Origin of the sequence: Streptomyces sp. Sge12, from assembly GCF_002080455.1 — a bacterium.
In the GTDB taxonomy this organism is placed as follows: Bacteria; Actinomycetota; Actinomycetes; order Streptomycetales; family Streptomycetaceae; genus Streptomyces.
The window spans coordinates 6410811-6426193 of the sequence record NZ_CP020555.1 but is presented as its reverse complement, the minus strand read 5'-3'; the positions used below and the strand labels follow the sequence as shown (position 1 = coordinate 6426193).

Here is a 15383-nt window from a genome sequence, read left to right as displayed (position 1 = left end):
TGAGGCGCACTTTCAGCCTCGCCGGCGTTTGAGGCGCGGGGTCCGGGGCGGAGCCCCGGCAACCGGCCCGGACCCTGCATCGGCATCGGCATCGGCATCGGCATCGGCCAGCACCACCACCAGCTCCGGCCCGCCAGGACCCCGCCCCCGCCAGAAGTCCACGGCTTCCTCCAGCACCTCGACCAGCGTCTCCCACTCGCCCGGCCGGGCCGCCGCGTACCCCCGCCACGACGTCACCGCCACCAGCCACCCCCCATCCCCATCCCCGCCCCCGCCCGCACCGGCACCGGCACCGGCACCACGCGGCACCGGCAGCCACGACAGGTCCCGCAGCGCATCGGCCAGCGCGTCCCAGTTCCCGCCGACCCACTCCGGCAGCCGCAGGGCACCCCCGCACCGCCGCATCAGCTCGGCCTTGCCGCGTACCCCGTCCAGGTCCAGCCGTACGGTCGTCCATCCCGCGGCTTCGGCGGCTTCGAGCGCCGGGGCGAGCGGCTGCGGGTCCAGGCTCATCGCAGAACCGCCTTGAAGGTCTCGTAGTGGTCGTCCGTGTAGAAGAACTCCCCACCCTCGCCCGTCACGATCCGCCGGGCCCCGCGGTCCCGCTCCCCCGGCGTACGCACGGTGTACTCGTGGTAGTAGCCACGTTTGTGCGCGGGCAGGGCCTTCTCGAAGTTCCCGAAGACCGTGCCGTCCTGCCGGTAGGGGTACGGCCCGCCCTTGTCGATGAGCGCGAGCACGTCCCGGGCCTGCTGCGGCAGCCCGTCGGCCCGTACGGTGGCCATCCCCGTCGCCCACCCGGGGACGGCAGTGGCACGGGCATCAGTACGAGCACTGCCACTGGCGCTGGCGGCATCAGCAGGCGCGGGCGCGGCCTTCTGCCCGCCACAGCCCACCGCACCGACCAGCGCGGCACAGAGGAACAACGCCCCCAGCAAACGCAGCAACGATCGGGGCACGTTCCGAAAGATCATGCACCGATCGTGCCAAATATCCGATTCGCTCGCGAATCGCCCGGTCGCCTCAGAGGGCGGCCATCTTGGTGTAGGGACTCAGGATTCGCTTCTGGACCGAACCGAAGTCGACGAGAACAGCGATCCCCTCCTCGATTCCGACGACACGGCCGAGGCCGTGCTCATCGTGAGTAACCCGGTCGCCGACGTTGAACTGCCGGATGGGCTGTTCCACGGGGGCCTTGAACGGGCTGGACGGCAAATGGCGGCGAGGTACTGCTGACTTTGTCATTGGAACCAGTATGCGCCCCGCAGGCCGCCGCGCGGTCCGCCGTTCCGATCTCAATTCCAGCACCATCCGCACCGGCGGCGGCACCGGAAGGGCCGCCGGGGCCCGTCATGGCCGGTCAGGCCGTATCAGTCGTCCGGGTCGGCGCGGTCCAGGGCCGGCCGCAGCCCTGGGGCCGACTCGGTGAGCAGGTAGTCGGCGACCGCCGTGTCCGTGACGAGGCTGGTCACCAGACCCGACCTCAGCACGGCCCCGATCGCGGAGGCCTTACGCAGCCCGCCCGCGATCGCCACGACCTCGGGGATCCGCCGCAGCCGGTCCGCCTCGACCGTGATGCACCGTTCGCCGAGGTCCCGGCCGACCCGCCGCCCCTCGGCGTCGAAGAGGTGGGCCGACATCTCGGCCGCGACGCCCAGCGAGGCGTAGTGGGCCCGCTCCTCGTCCGTGAGCATGTCGTGGACGGTCGAGATGCCCGGCTCCCAGGAGCCGATGGAGACGGCCGCGACCGTCACCTTGTCGAAGTACTCGAAGGCGCGTGCGATACCGGTCTGGCTGCGCAGCGCGGCCGCGGTGGCCGGATCGGGCAGCAGCATCGGCGCGTAGATCGGGTGCGCGTCGCCACCGGAGACCTGCGCGGCCCGGCGGACGGCCTCGACCGAGCCGCGCTCGGCGGTGCCCGCGTCGTACACACCGGTCAGCTGCACCACGGTGCACTGGGGCAGCCTGTGCAGGGAGGCGGCCATGTGGATGGTCGACCGTCCCCACGCCAGGCCCAGTACGTCGCCCTCGTTGACGAGCTCGCCCAGCAGGTCGGCGGCGACCGCGCCCAGGTTCTCCGGGTCGGGCGCGTCCTCGGTGGCGTCGGCGGGCGACTCCACGACGACGGCGTGCCGGAGCCCGTACCGGGCTCTGAGCGCGTCGGACCGCTCCGCGTCGAGTTCGGCCGGTACCCGGATCTCGATGCGTACGAGGTCACGCTCCAGGGCGGTCTCCAGGACCCGGGCCACCTTGAAGCGGCTCACGCCGAACTCCTCGGCGATCTGGATCTTGGACTTGCCCTCCAGGTAGAAGCGGCGCGCCATGGCCGCCGCCTGCACCAGCTCCGCGGGTCCCATCCGCAGGGCTGACCGTCCCGCCGACATTGCAGACACCGCGCTCTCCTCACTGCTGTTCACACTCTCGACTCGCCGTTCATCCTGTCAGATCCGACGGCCGTTGATCAGCCTGGACAGCTCCCGTTCACCGAGCTGTTCATCAACGCTTGGTTCAGTGGTCGCAAGCCCAGGGCGCCGCTGCGATCGCCGCACCCGCCTGCTCACGCAGCGTGCGCACGGCGGCGGCCGGATCGACCGCTCCGTAGACGGCGCTGCCGGCCACGAAGACATCGGCGCCGGCCTCGGCGCAGCGCTCGATCGTCGAGGCCGAGACCCCGCCGTCCACCTGGAGCCACAGCTCCAGACCGTGCTTGGCGATCAGCTCCCGGGTGCGGCGGATCTTCGGCAGCATGATGTCGAGAAAGGGCTGGCCGCCGAAACCGGGCTCGACCGTCATGATCAGCAGCATGTCGAGCTCGGGGAGGATGTCCTCGTACTGCTCGATCGGCGTCGCGGGCTTGAGCGCCATGGAGGCGCGCGCCCCCTTGGCCCGGATCTCCCGCGCGAGCCGCACGGGCGCGGCGGCGGCCTCGGCGTGGAAGGTGACCGACCCCGCACCGGCCTCCACGTACTGCGGGGCCCAGCGGTCCGGGTTCTCGATCATGAGGTGGAGGTCCAGCGGGATGTCGGTGGCCCTGCTCAGGGATTCCACGATCGGCATACCGAGGGTGAGATTCGGGACGAAATGGTTGTCCATGACGTCGACATGCAGCCAGTCGGCTCCCTCGACGGCCTTCGCCTCCTCGGCGAGTCGGGCGAAGTCGGCGGACAGGATGCTGGGATAAATCTGCGCGGCCATGCCCCAAGCGTGCCATGCCCCCACCGAGTTCCGGCCACGACCCCGCAAGTCGCCCCGCGCCGGGCGGGGGTCGTCCCGGGGGACGGGAGCCGCCGGCCCGGAATCGATGGGGTCCACCGCCGGCCCGACGCCCCCGCGCGATGTGCGGGGAACCAGCGGCCGACCCCTCCTGTCACGCGTCCGCGGCCGTCGGAACGGTGGCGGGCGCCGTCACCGCGACGCGCACCGCCCCGGTGGCCGAGGCCGCGACCTGGGCGACCGTGTGATCCCCGGGGTGGCCGGCGACGACGGCCGGGACTCCCTCCCGCGTCGGCATCGGACGTACGTTCCATCCCGCGCTCCGGAAGTACACCTGCGCCCGCACCACGGCAGCCGCCCTCTCCTCCTCCGGCAGCGGGCCGGTGGACCAGGTGTGGTGGACCGAGGCACCCGACTCGTCCCGGACCGTGCTGAGGCCCTCTCCGGGCTGCGTGGGCGCCGATCCTGCCTGCAGCGCGTCGTAGATCCGGCTGGAGTGGGCGAGGGCCCGGCGCGTGGCGGGATCGCCGGCCGACGGAGCCTCGAACGCGGCAGGACCGGCCGGGGTCGCCCCCGAGGCCTTGCTCTTGCCCGGCGGGAGGAAGCAGGGCGACGTCACCTTGAGAGAGGCGAGACCCTCCCCCTTGGCGCGGTCCAGGACACCGGTCACGGCGTCCATCCAGAAGTCGTCGGGACCCGTGCGCATGTAGACCGACGGATAGGAGCTGGACCAGTCGACCTCGCCCGACGAGTTGTACTTGTGGCCCTGCTTCAGCCAGGCGTCGCGTGCCTGCCGCACGAGGTTCTGGGCCTCGGCCCCCGGAACACCCGTCAGTTTGTAGATGACCGTGACCTGCACACGATCGTCGGGGCCGTGGTCGTCCCTGGCGATGCAGGCGCCGACGGGCGCGTGGCCCATGCGCTCCAGCGTCGGCTGGGGGGACATGCCGTCCACCGCCTGGTGGATGATCTCCTCTGCCCGGTCGATCGCCTGCTGCTCGTTCATCGCGCCCTGCTTCGGTGCCGTTCCGCCGGTTTTCTGTCCGTCCCCCTGCGCCCCGCACGCGGTCGCCATGAGCATCATGGCCAGCAGTGCGGCAGCCGGGACTGCTTTGCGTGGATTCACGGTCGACCTCCCGTAACGATCTTCCCCAGGCTACCGAGGGGGGTCGCTTCCCAGTACTGGGAGTGCGCGGGCATCAGTTCCCAGTCGGTGAGCGGCAGCTTCCCGTCGGGGACCTCGAAGACCTGGCCCCCGAAGTCGTCGCTGGTCGGGTCGGTTCCGTGGACGATCGAATGGTCGTCGAAGAGCTCCATGTAAGCCTTCGGGTTGAGGGGTGCCAAGGGCCCGGCCGGCGGCGGGGCGATGTTGATGAGGTCCCAGTCCGCCGTGGCCGCGAAGACCCGGTCCGGCGGTATGTTCAGGTCCTTCGCGTGGTCCACTCCCACGCCCGGACTGCCCACCATGATCGCGTTGTCGACCGGCAGGTCCACGTGCATGCTCATCGCCTCGCCCACCACCAGGGACCCGTAGCTGTGCCCCAGGAGCGTCTGGTTCACGCCGCTCTCGCGGTGGTTGGCTTCCTCGATCCCCTGGATGAAATTACCGAGCGGCTCCCTGGCGTTGTCCGCCCACTTGGTCTCCGTCGCATCGGTCGTGATGCCCTGCGGGGCGTCGTAACCGAGCCATACGATCGAGGCCGTCGAGTGCGCGGCATCCTGGCGCTCCGCCTCGGCCTGGAGCAGTACGGCCCTGTTGATGTCGCCGTCGATGGACTTCAACTCGGCGAACGTCCCGGGCACGTACGTCACCACGTTGTCGGCGGTGTCCGGGTTGCCGATCGAGACGATGGCGCGCCCCATGTCCTTGCCGTCGAAGCCGAGGAGATAGGGGCGGTTGCTCTCGCCCGTGTAGCTGTCGAATCGTTTCTGTATGTCGTCCATGCCCTTGGAGCCGTTCTCGATCTCCTTCCTCTTCTCCTCCCACTCCTTCCACTCCTCCGTAGGGACCATCGCGCCCTTCACCTCGCGGCCCGTGATGGGGCTGATGTAGGGCTTGTAGTGCTCCGGCTCCTTCTTGAGCCAGGCGTCGTACTCCACCTGCTTGGCGGCGCGCTGCTCCGCGAGGACGAGGCGGTTCGCGTCGTCGCGCACGGCGGAGGGGAGGCCGTCGAGGCCCCCGATGCTCGCGGGGTGCATGGATATGTAGGCCTCGCGCTGTTCCTCGGTGAGGCCGTTCCACCAGTTGGCGTTGTCCTGGGGCCAGTCGTTCTTCGGCGGCGGCTTGATCGTGCCGAGGTACGCCTCGGCCGCCCCGCGCACGCCTCCCGCGTCGGAGGTGGCGTCGGTCCAGTCACTCGCGGACACGGTCAGGTCGTCGTCGGCCTTGAGCGCCCGGATCTTCGGCTCCCACTTGGCGTCTGCGTCCGTCGCTTCCTTGAGCGCGTCGGCGATGCGGTTCGCGTACCCCATCGCCTTGCCGTAGTTGGGGTTGGGGTGGATGTTCGCCGCCTGGCGTTCCAAGGCGTCGGAGGTCTCGTTCCCTCCCGCACCACCGGTCACGGTCCCGCCCTCCGAGGCCTTCTCGGCGCCCGGCTTCTGTCCGGCGGGGAACGCGACCGAGCCGTCGTCGTTCACCTTGCAGCCGTCCGCCTGGGCGTCCGCGATCGCCGCTTCCAGCTTTCGCTTGGCGGCCGCCATGTCGTAGGCGAAACCGTTGAGCGCAGTACTGATCACACCGCATTCGGTCTGCGTGTAGTGGAAGTTCTTCGCCAGGGCCTGGAGCTGTTGCTGCGCGGCGTCCGCCGCCTTGCCGCTCAACCGCTTGCGCATGCCCGTGGCGACCGCGTTCTCGACGTGCTCCTTGGCCGCCTGGGCCGAGTTGCCCAAGGTGCGGTAGCCGTCGGCGGCTTCCTCGAACTCGGACGGCTTGAAGGCCTTGAGAGTGGCGTAGTCCATCGCACCGTCACCGACCCTTGGCCTGGCCGCCGACGGCGTCCGTGTCCGCGTACGTGGCGCTCAGCCGGTTCATCTCCGCCTGGACGCCCTCGTCGGTCGTCAACATGTCGCGGCCCACCTGGGTCAGGATTCCCTGCATCGCGCCGCACCGTTCGCTGACGCTCGCGGCGTACTTCTTCCAGGAGTCGTACACGTCCTTCTGCGCGGCCGCGCTCAGACACCCGGCGGTCGAGCCGATTCCGTTCTGGCCGTCCTCGAGCTTGGTCAGTGCGGTGCCGAGGGTCTGGCGGAGGGACCCCACGCCCTCACCGGCCGCGGTCCACGCCTTCTTGCTGGACTGAAGGCCTCCCGTCACGGCGCTCGGGGCGCCGACGCCGGGATCGGTGGGCACGTGGTTGAGCCTCATGGCCACGTCCTGCCCGCCGCCCGTGCTCGCTTTGATCTGTTCCCACTCGTCCCACGCCACGCGCGCAGCCCCCGTTTACCCCTGTTGATCACACTCGCGGGAAACCTACACGGCACTGGGGCGCGGATCATGAGTACGCGTACCTAGGTCGGGTCGGCGAAGTCCCGTCCGGCCTGAGGGCGTTACCGGCGCTGCTTCCAGGGACCCGGGGGTGTCCTGCCGATGGGGGCGGCCCGATCGGCAGGACAGGACACGCCCTTAGGCCGTGCGCCTCAGCAAGGCCAGGTACATCGCGTCCGTGCCGTGCAGGTGGGGCCACAGCTGGACGTCCGGGCCGTCGCCCAGCGCCGGGACGCCCGACATGAAGGGCCGCGCGTCGATCAGTTCCGCGGACACCGGGGACTGGCCCGCGCCGCGGCCCTTCAGGACGTCGTCCACGACGACCCGGGTCTCCGCCAGGTGCGGCGAGCACGTCGCGTAGCCCACGATGCCGCCCACCCGCACCGCCGACAGCGCTTCCCGCAGCAGCCCGCGCTGGAGCGGCGCGAAGCCCTCCAGGTCCTCCGGGCGGCGGCGCCAGCGCGACTCCGGGCGGCGGCGCAGCGCGCCCAGGCCCGAGCACGGGACGTCCATCAGGACGCGGTCGAAGGAGCCCGGCAGCCAGGCCGGGCGGGTGCCGTCGGCCGCGATCACCTGGTACGGCCCCGGGTTGCCCGCGAGGGAGCGCTCCACGAGCCGGGCCCGGTGCGGCTGCTTCTCCGACGCCAGCAGGAACGCCCCGCGCTGCGCGGCGAGCGCCGCGAGCAGCGCCGCCTTGCCGCCCGGGCCCGCGCAGCCGTCGAGCCACCGCTCGTCGCGGCCCTCGACCGGCGCGGCGGCCAGTGCCATGGCCACCAGCTGGCTTCCCTCGTCCTGCACGCCCGCACGGCCGTCGCGGACCGCCTCCAGCGCGCCCGGTTCACCGCCCTCGGCCATCCGGACGGCATACGGCGACCAGCGGCCCGGCAGCGCCGAGTCCTCGCCGACCGCCTCCAGCAGCTCCTCCGGCGTGGACCGCCCCGGGCGGGCGACCAGGGTCACCTCGGGCCGCTCGTTGTCGGCCTCCAGCAGGTCCTCGATGCCCGCGCGCCCGCCGCCCAGCGAGTCCCACAGGGCGCTGACGACCCACCTGGGGTGCGAGTGGTAGACCGCGAGGTGTTCCTCGGCGTCGTCCTCGTAGGGCGGGGCGACGCGCTCCAGCCAGCCGTCGAGGTCGTGCGCGGCGATCTTCCGCAGGACGGCGTTGACGAACTTGGCGCGGCCGTCCCCGAGCACCACGCGGGCCAGTTCCACGCTCGCCGAGACGGCGGCGTGGGTGGGGATGCGGGTGCCGAGCAGCTGGTGGGCGCCGAGCGAGAGCACGTCGAGGACCGGCGGGTCCACCTCGCGCAGCGGCCGGTCGATGCACGCCTTGATGACGGCGTCGTAGGTGCCCTGGCGGCGCAGCGTCCCGTAGACCAGCTCGGTCGCCAGAGCCGCGTCGCGTGCCTGGAAGTTCTCGTCCTGGCGGGCCTTCTTGAGCAGCGGCGGCAGTACGAGGTTGGCGTAGGCGTCGCGCTCGTCCACCGCCCGGAGCACCTCGAAGGCCAGCATCCGGACGGGGTCCTTCTGGGGCCGGCGGTACGGCTTGGCCTGCTTGCCACCCGCGCCTGCGGGGGCAGGCCTGCGACGGGGCTGACGGGGCTGTTCGCTCACGTGAAAGGTGCTCCGGGGTTACGAGTGCTACGAGTGGTGCGGGTCATGCGGTGCTGCACGTGGTGCGCGTGCTGCGCGTGGTGCACGGGGGGCGCGTGTTGGGTGTGGTGCGCGTCGTGCGGGGGGACGTCCGCTCGGGCGTCCCCACCGATCAGCCTACGTCGGCTCCGCCGAGCCGCTCGCCGGGAGCGATCCGCACCCCGCGCGCCCAGTCGGCGGCCCGCATCGGCTTCTTGCCCTGCGGCTGCACCCACAGCAGCTCCACGGCGTGCGAGCCGGTACCGACGTACACGTTGTTCTTGGTGGGGGCCAGCGCGCCCGGCTCCAGGTCCGTACGGTCGGGCACCGGGCCCAGCGAGATCAGCTTGAGCCGCTCCCCGCGGAAGACGGTCCACGCGCCCGGCGCCGGCGTGCAGCCGCGCACCACGCGGTCCGCGCGCATCGCGGGGGCGGTCCAGTCGATCCGGGCGTCCTCCACGGTGATCTTGGGCGCGTGGGAGACCCCGTCGTGGGGCTGTTCGACGGCGCGCAGGGTGCCGTCCTCGATGCCGTCCATGGTGGCGGCGAGCAGTCCGGAACCGGCGAAGGCCAGCCGGGTGAGCAGGTCGCCGCTGGTGTCGGTCGGCCGGATCTCCTCGGTCAGGATGCCGTAGACCGGGCCGGTGTCCAGGCCCTCCTCGATCCGGAAGGTGGAGGCGCCGGTGACCTGGTCCCCGGCGATGATCGACTGCTGGACGGGGGCGGCTCCGCGCCAGGCCGGCAGCAGCGAGAAGTGCAGGTTGACCCAGCCGTGCTTCGGGATGTCGAGGGCGCTCTTGGGGATCAGGGCCCCGTATGCGACGACCGGGCAGCAGTCGGGGGCGATCTCGCGCAGCCGGGCCTGGAAGTCGGGGTCGCGGGGCCGGACGGGCTTGAGCACCTCGATGCCCGCCTCCTCGGCGCGCTCGGCGACCGGGCTGGCGACGAGCCGCCGGCCGCGGCCGGCCGGTGCGTCGGGCCGGGTGATGACGGCGGCGACCTCGTGCCGCCCGGAGGCGATCAGGGCGTCCAGGGCGGGTACGGCGACCTCGGGGGTGCCTGCGAAGACGAGCTTCACTGGGGGACTACCTCGCTAATCTCGGCTGTCAGCAGCGCACCAGTCTATGGGGCGTCGGTCGGGCCGCCCACCTGTGGTGTTGAGGGGGCGTACGCATACGCGCGCGCCCCTCGCATATGCCGACACGCCCCCACAGCGTGACCTGGGCGACGGGTGGCGCGTTGGTCAAGAGAGATTGACCAAAACGGGCCGCGTGTGAACGGTGTCTGCGGCCCGATCCGCCCTTCAGCACCGGTTCGAGAGGCTTCTTCATGGCCGACCACGCCACCCACGACGCCCAAGCCCGGGCCAGCCTGCACCTCCTGGTACGGGACATCGAGCGGGTTCGCCGGCAGGTGGATGCCCTGCGTACGCTCACCGCCCAGCTCGGCAACGTGTACCGCCCGCGCCGATCGGGTCCCTCCACGGGCTTCGTCGTCTACGGACGGGCGCCGGCGCCGACCGTCCGCCTCGCGCAGGAGCTGCGGGACAGCGTCGAGACGCTGGTGACCGCCGCGGTGGACTTCGACCGCTCGCTCGGTTTCTCGTGGGACGCGGTCGGCTCGGCGCTCGGTGTCACCAAGCAGGCCGTGCACCGCCGCTACGGGGCCCGGCGGGCGCAGGCCGCCGAATCCTCCGCGGAGCCGCTGGCCGAGGGCACGAGCGCCCGGACCCTGGGACCGCTGCCCACCGTCCCGGCCGCCCGGTCGATGCCGCCGCAGCCGGTGCGCGAGGAGGCCCAGGCCGCCGCCGGGGGCGCTCCGGGGCGCACGCTGGGCGATGCCCCCCGCTCCCCCGCCTTCCCCGGTCCGCGCAGCGGCTGAGAGGTGTCCTGCCGCCGGGACGCCGACACCCGACGGCTTGTGACGCGCCGCCGCACCCGGCTCGCAGCAGGTGGACCGACCCCCGGTGGGGCGACCGCACACGTCGCCCCACCGGGGGTTTTCGACGTCAGCCGATGTCCAGTGGGTCGATGCGCACCCGGACGGCTTCCGCCGCCGGGACCCCGCGTGCCAGCCGGGCGGCCTGCGCCGCCTTCAGGGCCGCCGCGAGGGCGGCCCCGCTGCCCGGCGGGACCCGGACCAGGGCCCGTTCCCCGGGGGACGGCTCCCCGCGCCGCCCCGGCAGCGGCACCGGTCCCAGGATCTCCGCGTCGGGCGGGAGCCCGGCGCCGGCCAGGAAGGCGTCCACCGCTTCGCCCCGTCCGGCCACCGCCGCCATCCGGGACACCGGCGGGAAGCCGAGCTGGGCCCGCTCCGCGAGTTCCCGCACGGCATGGCCCACCGGGTCCCAGCGCACCAGCGCCTGGACGGGCCGCAGCGTCGGCTCGGCGACCACCACGACCTGGCCGTCCCCCCGGACCAGCGAGGCGGCCGCGATCCAGCGGCGCAGCGCGTCCTCACCGGCCCGCAGGTCGGGGCGGGTCAGCATGGCCCAGCCGTCGAGCAGCAGGGCGGCCGCGTACCCGGCGCCCGCGGCCACCGGTTCGGCTCCGGGGGTGCTCACCACCAGCGCCGGCCGGTCCGGCACCTCGTCGAGGACGTGGTCGCGCCCGGAGGTCCGTACGGGCACGGCCGGGAAGGCCCGCCCCAGTTCCTCGGCGGTGCGCCGCGCGCCGACCACCTGGGCCCGCAGCCGGAACGAGCCGCACTCCTCGCAGTGCCAGGACGGCTCGTCCCTCCCGCACCACCCGCACCGCAGGTCCCGCTCGTCGGGGGCCTCCAGGGGCCCCGCGCAGACCGTGCAGCGGGCGGGGGTGCGGCACCGCTCGCACGCCAGCCGGGGCGCGTAGCCCCGCCGCGGCACCTGCACGAGTACGGGCCCGCTCTTCAGCCCCTCCCGTACGGTCTCCCACGCCAGGCTCGGCAGCCGGGCGGCCCGGGCCGCCTCGTCGCGGGCCAGCAGTTCGTCCCCGACGGTACGGATCCGGGGCGCGCAGGCCCGTACCGTCTCGCGGTCGGCGGCCAGGGGCCGCGCCCAGCCGGACTCGACCAGCTGGGCGGCTTCGACGGTGCAGCTCGTACTGCCCGCGAGGAAGCCGCAGCCGTCGCTGACCGCGCGCAGCTCCAGCACCTCCCGCACGTGCGGGAAGGGGGCGCGCTCGTCGCTGTGGCTGGAGTCGCCGTCGTCCCAGACGGCCACCAGCCCGAGGTCCCGTACGGGGGCGAACATCGCGGCGCGGGTGCCGATGACGGCCCGCACCGAGCCCCGGTGCACGGCGAGCCACTCGCGGTAGCGCTTCTCGGGTCCCGAGTCGGCGGTGAGCACGGCGTGCCGGCCCTCGCCGAGCAGGGCCGTCAGGGCCGCGTCGACGCGGGCGGCGGTCCGGCCGTCGGGGAGCACGGCGAGGGCCCCGCGGCCGGAGGCCAGGGTGGCGGCCATGGCCCGGGCGAGTTCGTCGGCCCAGCCGGGGCCGGGCAGTGCGGTCCACACGGCGCGCGGGGCGCCACCGGTGGCGAGGGCGCGCAGGAAGCCGGGGCCGGCGCCGTACCGCTCCCAGCCGCCGGGCTCGGGCGCGGCGGGCGGCGGCAGCGGCTCCGGCGAGGGCTTGGCCTCGGCGCGGGCGCTGCGGGCGGGAATGGCGAGCTGGAGCACGTCGGCGAGACTGCCCGCGTACCGGTCGGCGACGGCCCGGGCGAGGGCCAGCATGCCGGGGCCGAGGACCACCTCGGGCGAGACCACCTGGGCCAGGGCGGCCAGTGCACCGTTGTAGTCGGACTCGGCGCGGCGCTCGACGATGAACCCGTCGATGAGGCCGCCGCCCTCGCGGCGGCCGCCGTGCACCTGGTGGGAGCCGGCGCCGAAGCGGACACGGACCCGGACGCCGGGCTGGGCGGCCTCGGCGAGCTCGGCGGGCACGGCGTAGTCGAAGGTCCGGTCGAGGTGGAGCACGCCCTTGTTCACGAGGACCCGGGCGACGGGCAGTTCCTCGGCCAGGGCGGCCCCCCGCCAGGTGCGCGGCTTCGCCTTGGGGGCCTTGGCCTTCGCCTCGGCGACCATCTCCCGGATCAGTGCGAGCTGCTCCGGCTGGGACTCGTTCGCGCTGCTCACATCAGCATTCTTACCAAATGCCACCGACAGCGGCGGGTGCGGTGCGTGGGCCCTCCCGAGATCGGGCCGGGCGGCGGCGGGTCCTGCGTACCTTCGACACGGGGTTCGCACCCCGCTCCGGATGAAGCCGTCACCCCTCGCACCGGGAGGGCTGCGCCAGGCTATCCGCACGGGGACGGGCCGCACCAACGCAATACGGCCCCGGACCTGGCGGTCCGGGGCCGTCTCGCTACGGGTGACTACAGGCCGGCGGCCGCGCGCAGCGCGTCCACGCGGTCGGTGCGCTCCCAGGTGAAGTCCGGCAGCTCACGGCCGAAGTGGCCGTAGGCGGCGGTCTGGGCGTAGATCGGGCGCAGCAGGTCGAGGTCGCGGATGATCGCGGCCGGGCGCAGGTCGAAGACCTCGCCGATCGCGTCCTCGATCTTCTGGACCTCCACCTTGGCGGTGCCGAAGGTCTCGACGAAGAGACCGACGGGCTCGGCCTTGCCGATGGCGTACGCGACCTGGACCTCGCAGCGCGAGGCGAGGCCGGCGGCGACCACGTTCTTGGCGACCCAGCGCATGGCGTAGGCGGCGGAACGGTCGACCTTCGACGGGTCCTTGCCGGAGAAGGCGCCGCCACCGTGGCGGGCCATGCCGCCGTAGGTGTCGATGATGATCTTGCGGCCGGTGAGGCCGGCGTCGCCCATCGGGCCGCCGATCTCGAAGCGGCCGGTCGGGTTCACCAGGAGGCGGTAGCCGTCGGTGTCCAGCTTGATGCCGTCCTCGACGAGCTGGGCCAGGACGTGCTCGACGACGAACTCGCGGATGTCGGGAGCGAGCAGCGAGTCCAGGTCGATGTCCGAGGCGTGCTGCGAGGAGACCACGACGGTGTCGAGGCGGACGGCCTTGTCGCCGTCGTACTCGATGGTGACCTGGGTCTTGCCGTCGGGGCGCAGGTACGGGATGGTCCCGTTCTTGCGGACCTCGGACAGGCGGCGCGAGAGGCGGTGCGCGATGTGGATCGGCAGCGGCATGAGCTCGGGGGTCTCGTCGCAGGCGTAGCCGAACATCAGGCCTTGGTCGCCGGCGCCCTGCTTGTCGAGCTCGTCCTCGTCGCCCTCGACGCGCTTCTCGTAGGCGGTGTCGACGCCCTGCGCGATGTCGGGGGACTGCGCGCCGATGGACACCGAAACGCCGCAGGAGGCGCCGTCGAAGCCCTTCTTCGAGGAGTCGTAGCCGATTTCGAGGATCTTCTCGCGCACGAGCTGGGCGATCGGCGCGTAGGCCTTCGTCGTCACCTCGCCCGCGATGTGCACGAGACCCGTGGTGATGAGGGTCTCCACGGCGACGCGCGAGGTCGGGTCCTCGGAGAGGAGCGCATCGAGAATCGTGTCGCTGATCTGGTCAGCGATCTTGTCGGGGTGGCCCTCGGTGACGGACTCCGAGGTGAAGAGACGACGGGACACAACGCTCCCTGGGGGTTGCAGCGGCTGCTGGCTGATCATTTGGCGGAACCACATCGGGGGCTGCGCCCGATCACGTTCCGGATGCAGTTTATCGGTCGCCACCGTTCCCGGGACCACCCGTCTCGCCTTATGGGAGCCGTGTGACCTGCGGCACTCCCATTCTTACGTACGGATGTGACCAGGAGAAGGGGAATCGGTACAGGCGCGTCGCGCTACAGCCGGACGGCGACCTGGTCCCAGATCACATCGGCCAGCGCTTCCTTCGGACCGTAGGGCACGGGCGTTTCCGACCCGTCGGAGGCGAGGATGATCGCCTCGTTCTCCTCGGAACCAAAGGTGCGCGACTCCCCGACCTCGTTCACGACGAGAAGGTCACACCCCTTGCGCGCGAGCTTGGCCCGGCCGTTCTCGAGGACGTCGTCGGTCTCCGCGGCGAAGCCGACCACGACCTGCCCCACCCGGGCCCGGTCGGCCGAGATCTCCGCGAGAACGTCCGGATTGCGCACGAGCGCGACCGGCGCCGGGTCCTGGCCGTCCTTCTTCTTGATCTTCCCGCCCGCGTACTCGGCGGGCCGGAAGTCGGCCACGGCCGCGGCCATCACCACGGCGTCGGCGTCCGCGGCCGCCTTGAGCACGGCCTCCCGCAGCTGCACGGCGGTCCCCACGCGTACGACGTCCACCCCGGCCGGGTCCGCCAGCGCGGTGTTGGCCGCGACCAGGGTGACCCGGGCGCCGCGGGCGACCGCGGTGCGGGCGAGGGCGTAGCCCTGCTTGCCGGAGGAGCGGTTGCCGAGGAACCGGACCGGGTCCAGGGGCTCGCGCGTGCCGCCCGCGCTGATCACCACGTGCCGCCCGGCAAGGTCCGGCTCGGCCGCACCCTGCCTCCTCAGGACGTGGCGGCAGACCTCGAAGATCTCCTCCGGGTCGGGCAGCCGCCCCTTGCCGGTGTCCTTGCCGGTGAGCCTGCCGACGGCGGGCTCGATGACGAGGGCGCCCCGGCGGCGCAGCGTGGCCACGTTCTCCCGGGTGGCGGGGTGCTCCCACATCTCGGTGTGCATCGCGGGCGCGAACACCACCGGACAGCGGGCGGTGAGCAGGGTGTTCGTGAGCAGGTCGTCGGCCAGCCCGTGGGCTGCCTTGGCCAGCAGGTCGGCGGTGGCCGGGGCGACGACGACGAGGTCGGCGGACTGCCCGATGCGCACGTGCGGCACCTCGTGGACGGATTCCCACACCTCGGTGGAGGCCGGGTTCCCGGAGAGGGCGGACCAGGTGGCCTCCCCCACGAAGTTCAGGGAGGCCGCGGTGGGCACCACCCGAACGTCGTGGCCGGACTCGGTCAGCCGGCGGAGCAGCTCGCACGCCTTGTAGGCGGCGATCCCGCCACTGACTCCCAGTACGACCTTCGGCTTATCCATCCGCGTGCACCCCTTTGACTGCGCGACGTGTGCGACATGTGCGACGTGTGCGACGTGCCCGATGCCTTCGGCTCCGATCGGCG

General features: G+C 72.6%; 14 protein-coding genes. 1 reads left to right on the top strand and 13 read right to left on the bottom strand.

All coding sequences use genetic code 11. From position 1 onward, the window contains the following. Positions 1 to 12: 12 nt before the first annotated feature. The 10 genes from B6R96_RS28935 to fmt form a co-directional block, all read right to left on the bottom strand. Positions 13 to 513 carry a barstar family protein gene (locus B6R96_RS28935; protein WP_081524051.1) on the bottom strand — a complete coding sequence of 167 codons (501 nt, stop codon included), beginning with the start codon at positions 511 to 513 and terminating at the stop codon, positions 13 to 15. After that, positions 510 to 974, bottom strand: a complete 465-nt coding sequence (locus tag B6R96_RS28930; protein ID WP_081524050.1) for a ribonuclease domain-containing protein — start codon at positions 972 to 974, stop codon at positions 510 to 512. The genes B6R96_RS28935 and B6R96_RS28930 overlap by 4 nt, the downstream gene beginning before the upstream one ends. Positions 975 to 1023: 49 nt before the next feature. Then, on the bottom strand, positions 1024 to 1245 hold the full coding sequence (locus B6R96_RS28925) for a CarD family transcriptional regulator (protein WP_030012151.1): 222 nt from the start codon (positions 1243 to 1245) through the stop codon (positions 1024 to 1026). A 125-nt stretch (positions 1246 to 1370) separates the two neighbouring features. Further along, positions 1371 to 2384, bottom strand: coding sequence for a sugar-binding transcriptional regulator (locus B6R96_RS28920; protein WP_030388458.1), 1014 nt, complete (start codon positions 2382 to 2384; stop codon positions 1371 to 1373). Between the two features lie 124 nt (positions 2385 to 2508). Further along, complete coding sequence (gene rpe, locus B6R96_RS28915; RefSeq protein WP_030388457.1) at positions 2509 to 3195, bottom strand: ribulose-phosphate 3-epimerase; 687 nt, start codon at positions 3193 to 3195, stop codon at positions 2509 to 2511. A gap of 172 nt (positions 3196 to 3367) precedes the next feature. Beyond that, on the bottom strand, positions 3368 to 4339 hold the full coding sequence (locus B6R96_RS28910; RefSeq protein ID WP_203351672.1) for a hypothetical protein: 972 nt from the start codon (positions 4337 to 4339) through the stop codon (positions 3368 to 3370). Beyond that, positions 4336 to 6171 carry an alpha/beta hydrolase gene (locus tag B6R96_RS28905; protein WP_081524048.1) on the bottom strand — a complete coding sequence of 612 codons (1836 nt, stop codon included), beginning with the start codon at positions 6169 to 6171 and terminating at the stop codon, positions 4336 to 4338. Before B6R96_RS28905 ends, B6R96_RS28910 begins: the two co-directional genes overlap by 4 nt. A gap of 7 nt (positions 6172 to 6178) precedes the next feature. Next, a complete protein-coding gene (locus B6R96_RS28900) occupies positions 6179 to 6577 on the bottom strand; it encodes a hypothetical protein (RefSeq protein WP_237291542.1) in 399 nt (132 codons plus the stop codon). Between the two features lie 258 nt (positions 6578 to 6835). Beyond that, positions 6836 to 8311: an RsmB/NOP family class I SAM-dependent RNA methyltransferase gene (locus tag B6R96_RS28895; RefSeq protein ID WP_052873974.1), complete on the bottom strand. Its 1476-nt coding sequence runs from the start codon at positions 8309 to 8311 to the stop codon at positions 6836 to 6838. 151 nt (positions 8312 to 8462) lie between these two features. After that, on the bottom strand, positions 8463 to 9407 hold the full coding sequence (gene fmt / locus B6R96_RS28890; protein ID WP_030387229.1) for a methionyl-tRNA formyltransferase: 945 nt from the start codon (positions 9405 to 9407) through the stop codon (positions 8463 to 8465). A gap of 251 nt (positions 9408 to 9658) precedes the next feature. On the opposite strand from fmt, the gene B6R96_RS28885 reads away from it, so the two are divergent. Continuing rightward, positions 9659 to 10210, top strand: a complete 552-nt coding sequence (locus B6R96_RS28885; RefSeq protein ID WP_081524046.1) for a hypothetical protein — start codon at positions 9659 to 9661, stop codon at positions 10208 to 10210. Between the two features lie 127 nt (positions 10211 to 10337). Here B6R96_RS28885 and B6R96_RS28880 read toward each other — a convergent pair whose 3' ends face one another. From B6R96_RS28880 to coaBC, 3 genes are all read right to left on the bottom strand, one after another. After that, entirely contained in the window at positions 10338 to 12437 is a 2100-nt protein-coding gene (locus B6R96_RS28880; RefSeq protein ID WP_081524045.1) for a primosomal protein N', read from the bottom strand. A gap of 239 nt (positions 12438 to 12676) precedes the next feature. Further along, positions 12677 to 13885 (bottom strand): methionine adenosyltransferase, encoded by a 1209-nt coding sequence (gene metK, locus B6R96_RS28875; protein WP_081524044.1) that lies wholly within the window; start codon positions 13883 to 13885, stop codon positions 12677 to 12679. A 212-nt stretch (positions 13886 to 14097) separates the two neighbouring features. Next, the gene (coaBC, locus tag B6R96_RS28870; RefSeq protein ID WP_081524043.1) at positions 14098 to 15300 is read right to left on the bottom strand and encodes a bifunctional phosphopantothenoylcysteine decarboxylase/phosphopantothenate--cysteine ligase CoaBC; all 1203 of its coding nucleotides are present in this window, start codon (positions 15298 to 15300) and stop codon (positions 14098 to 14100) included. Positions 15301 to 15383: the final 83 nt, after the last annotated feature.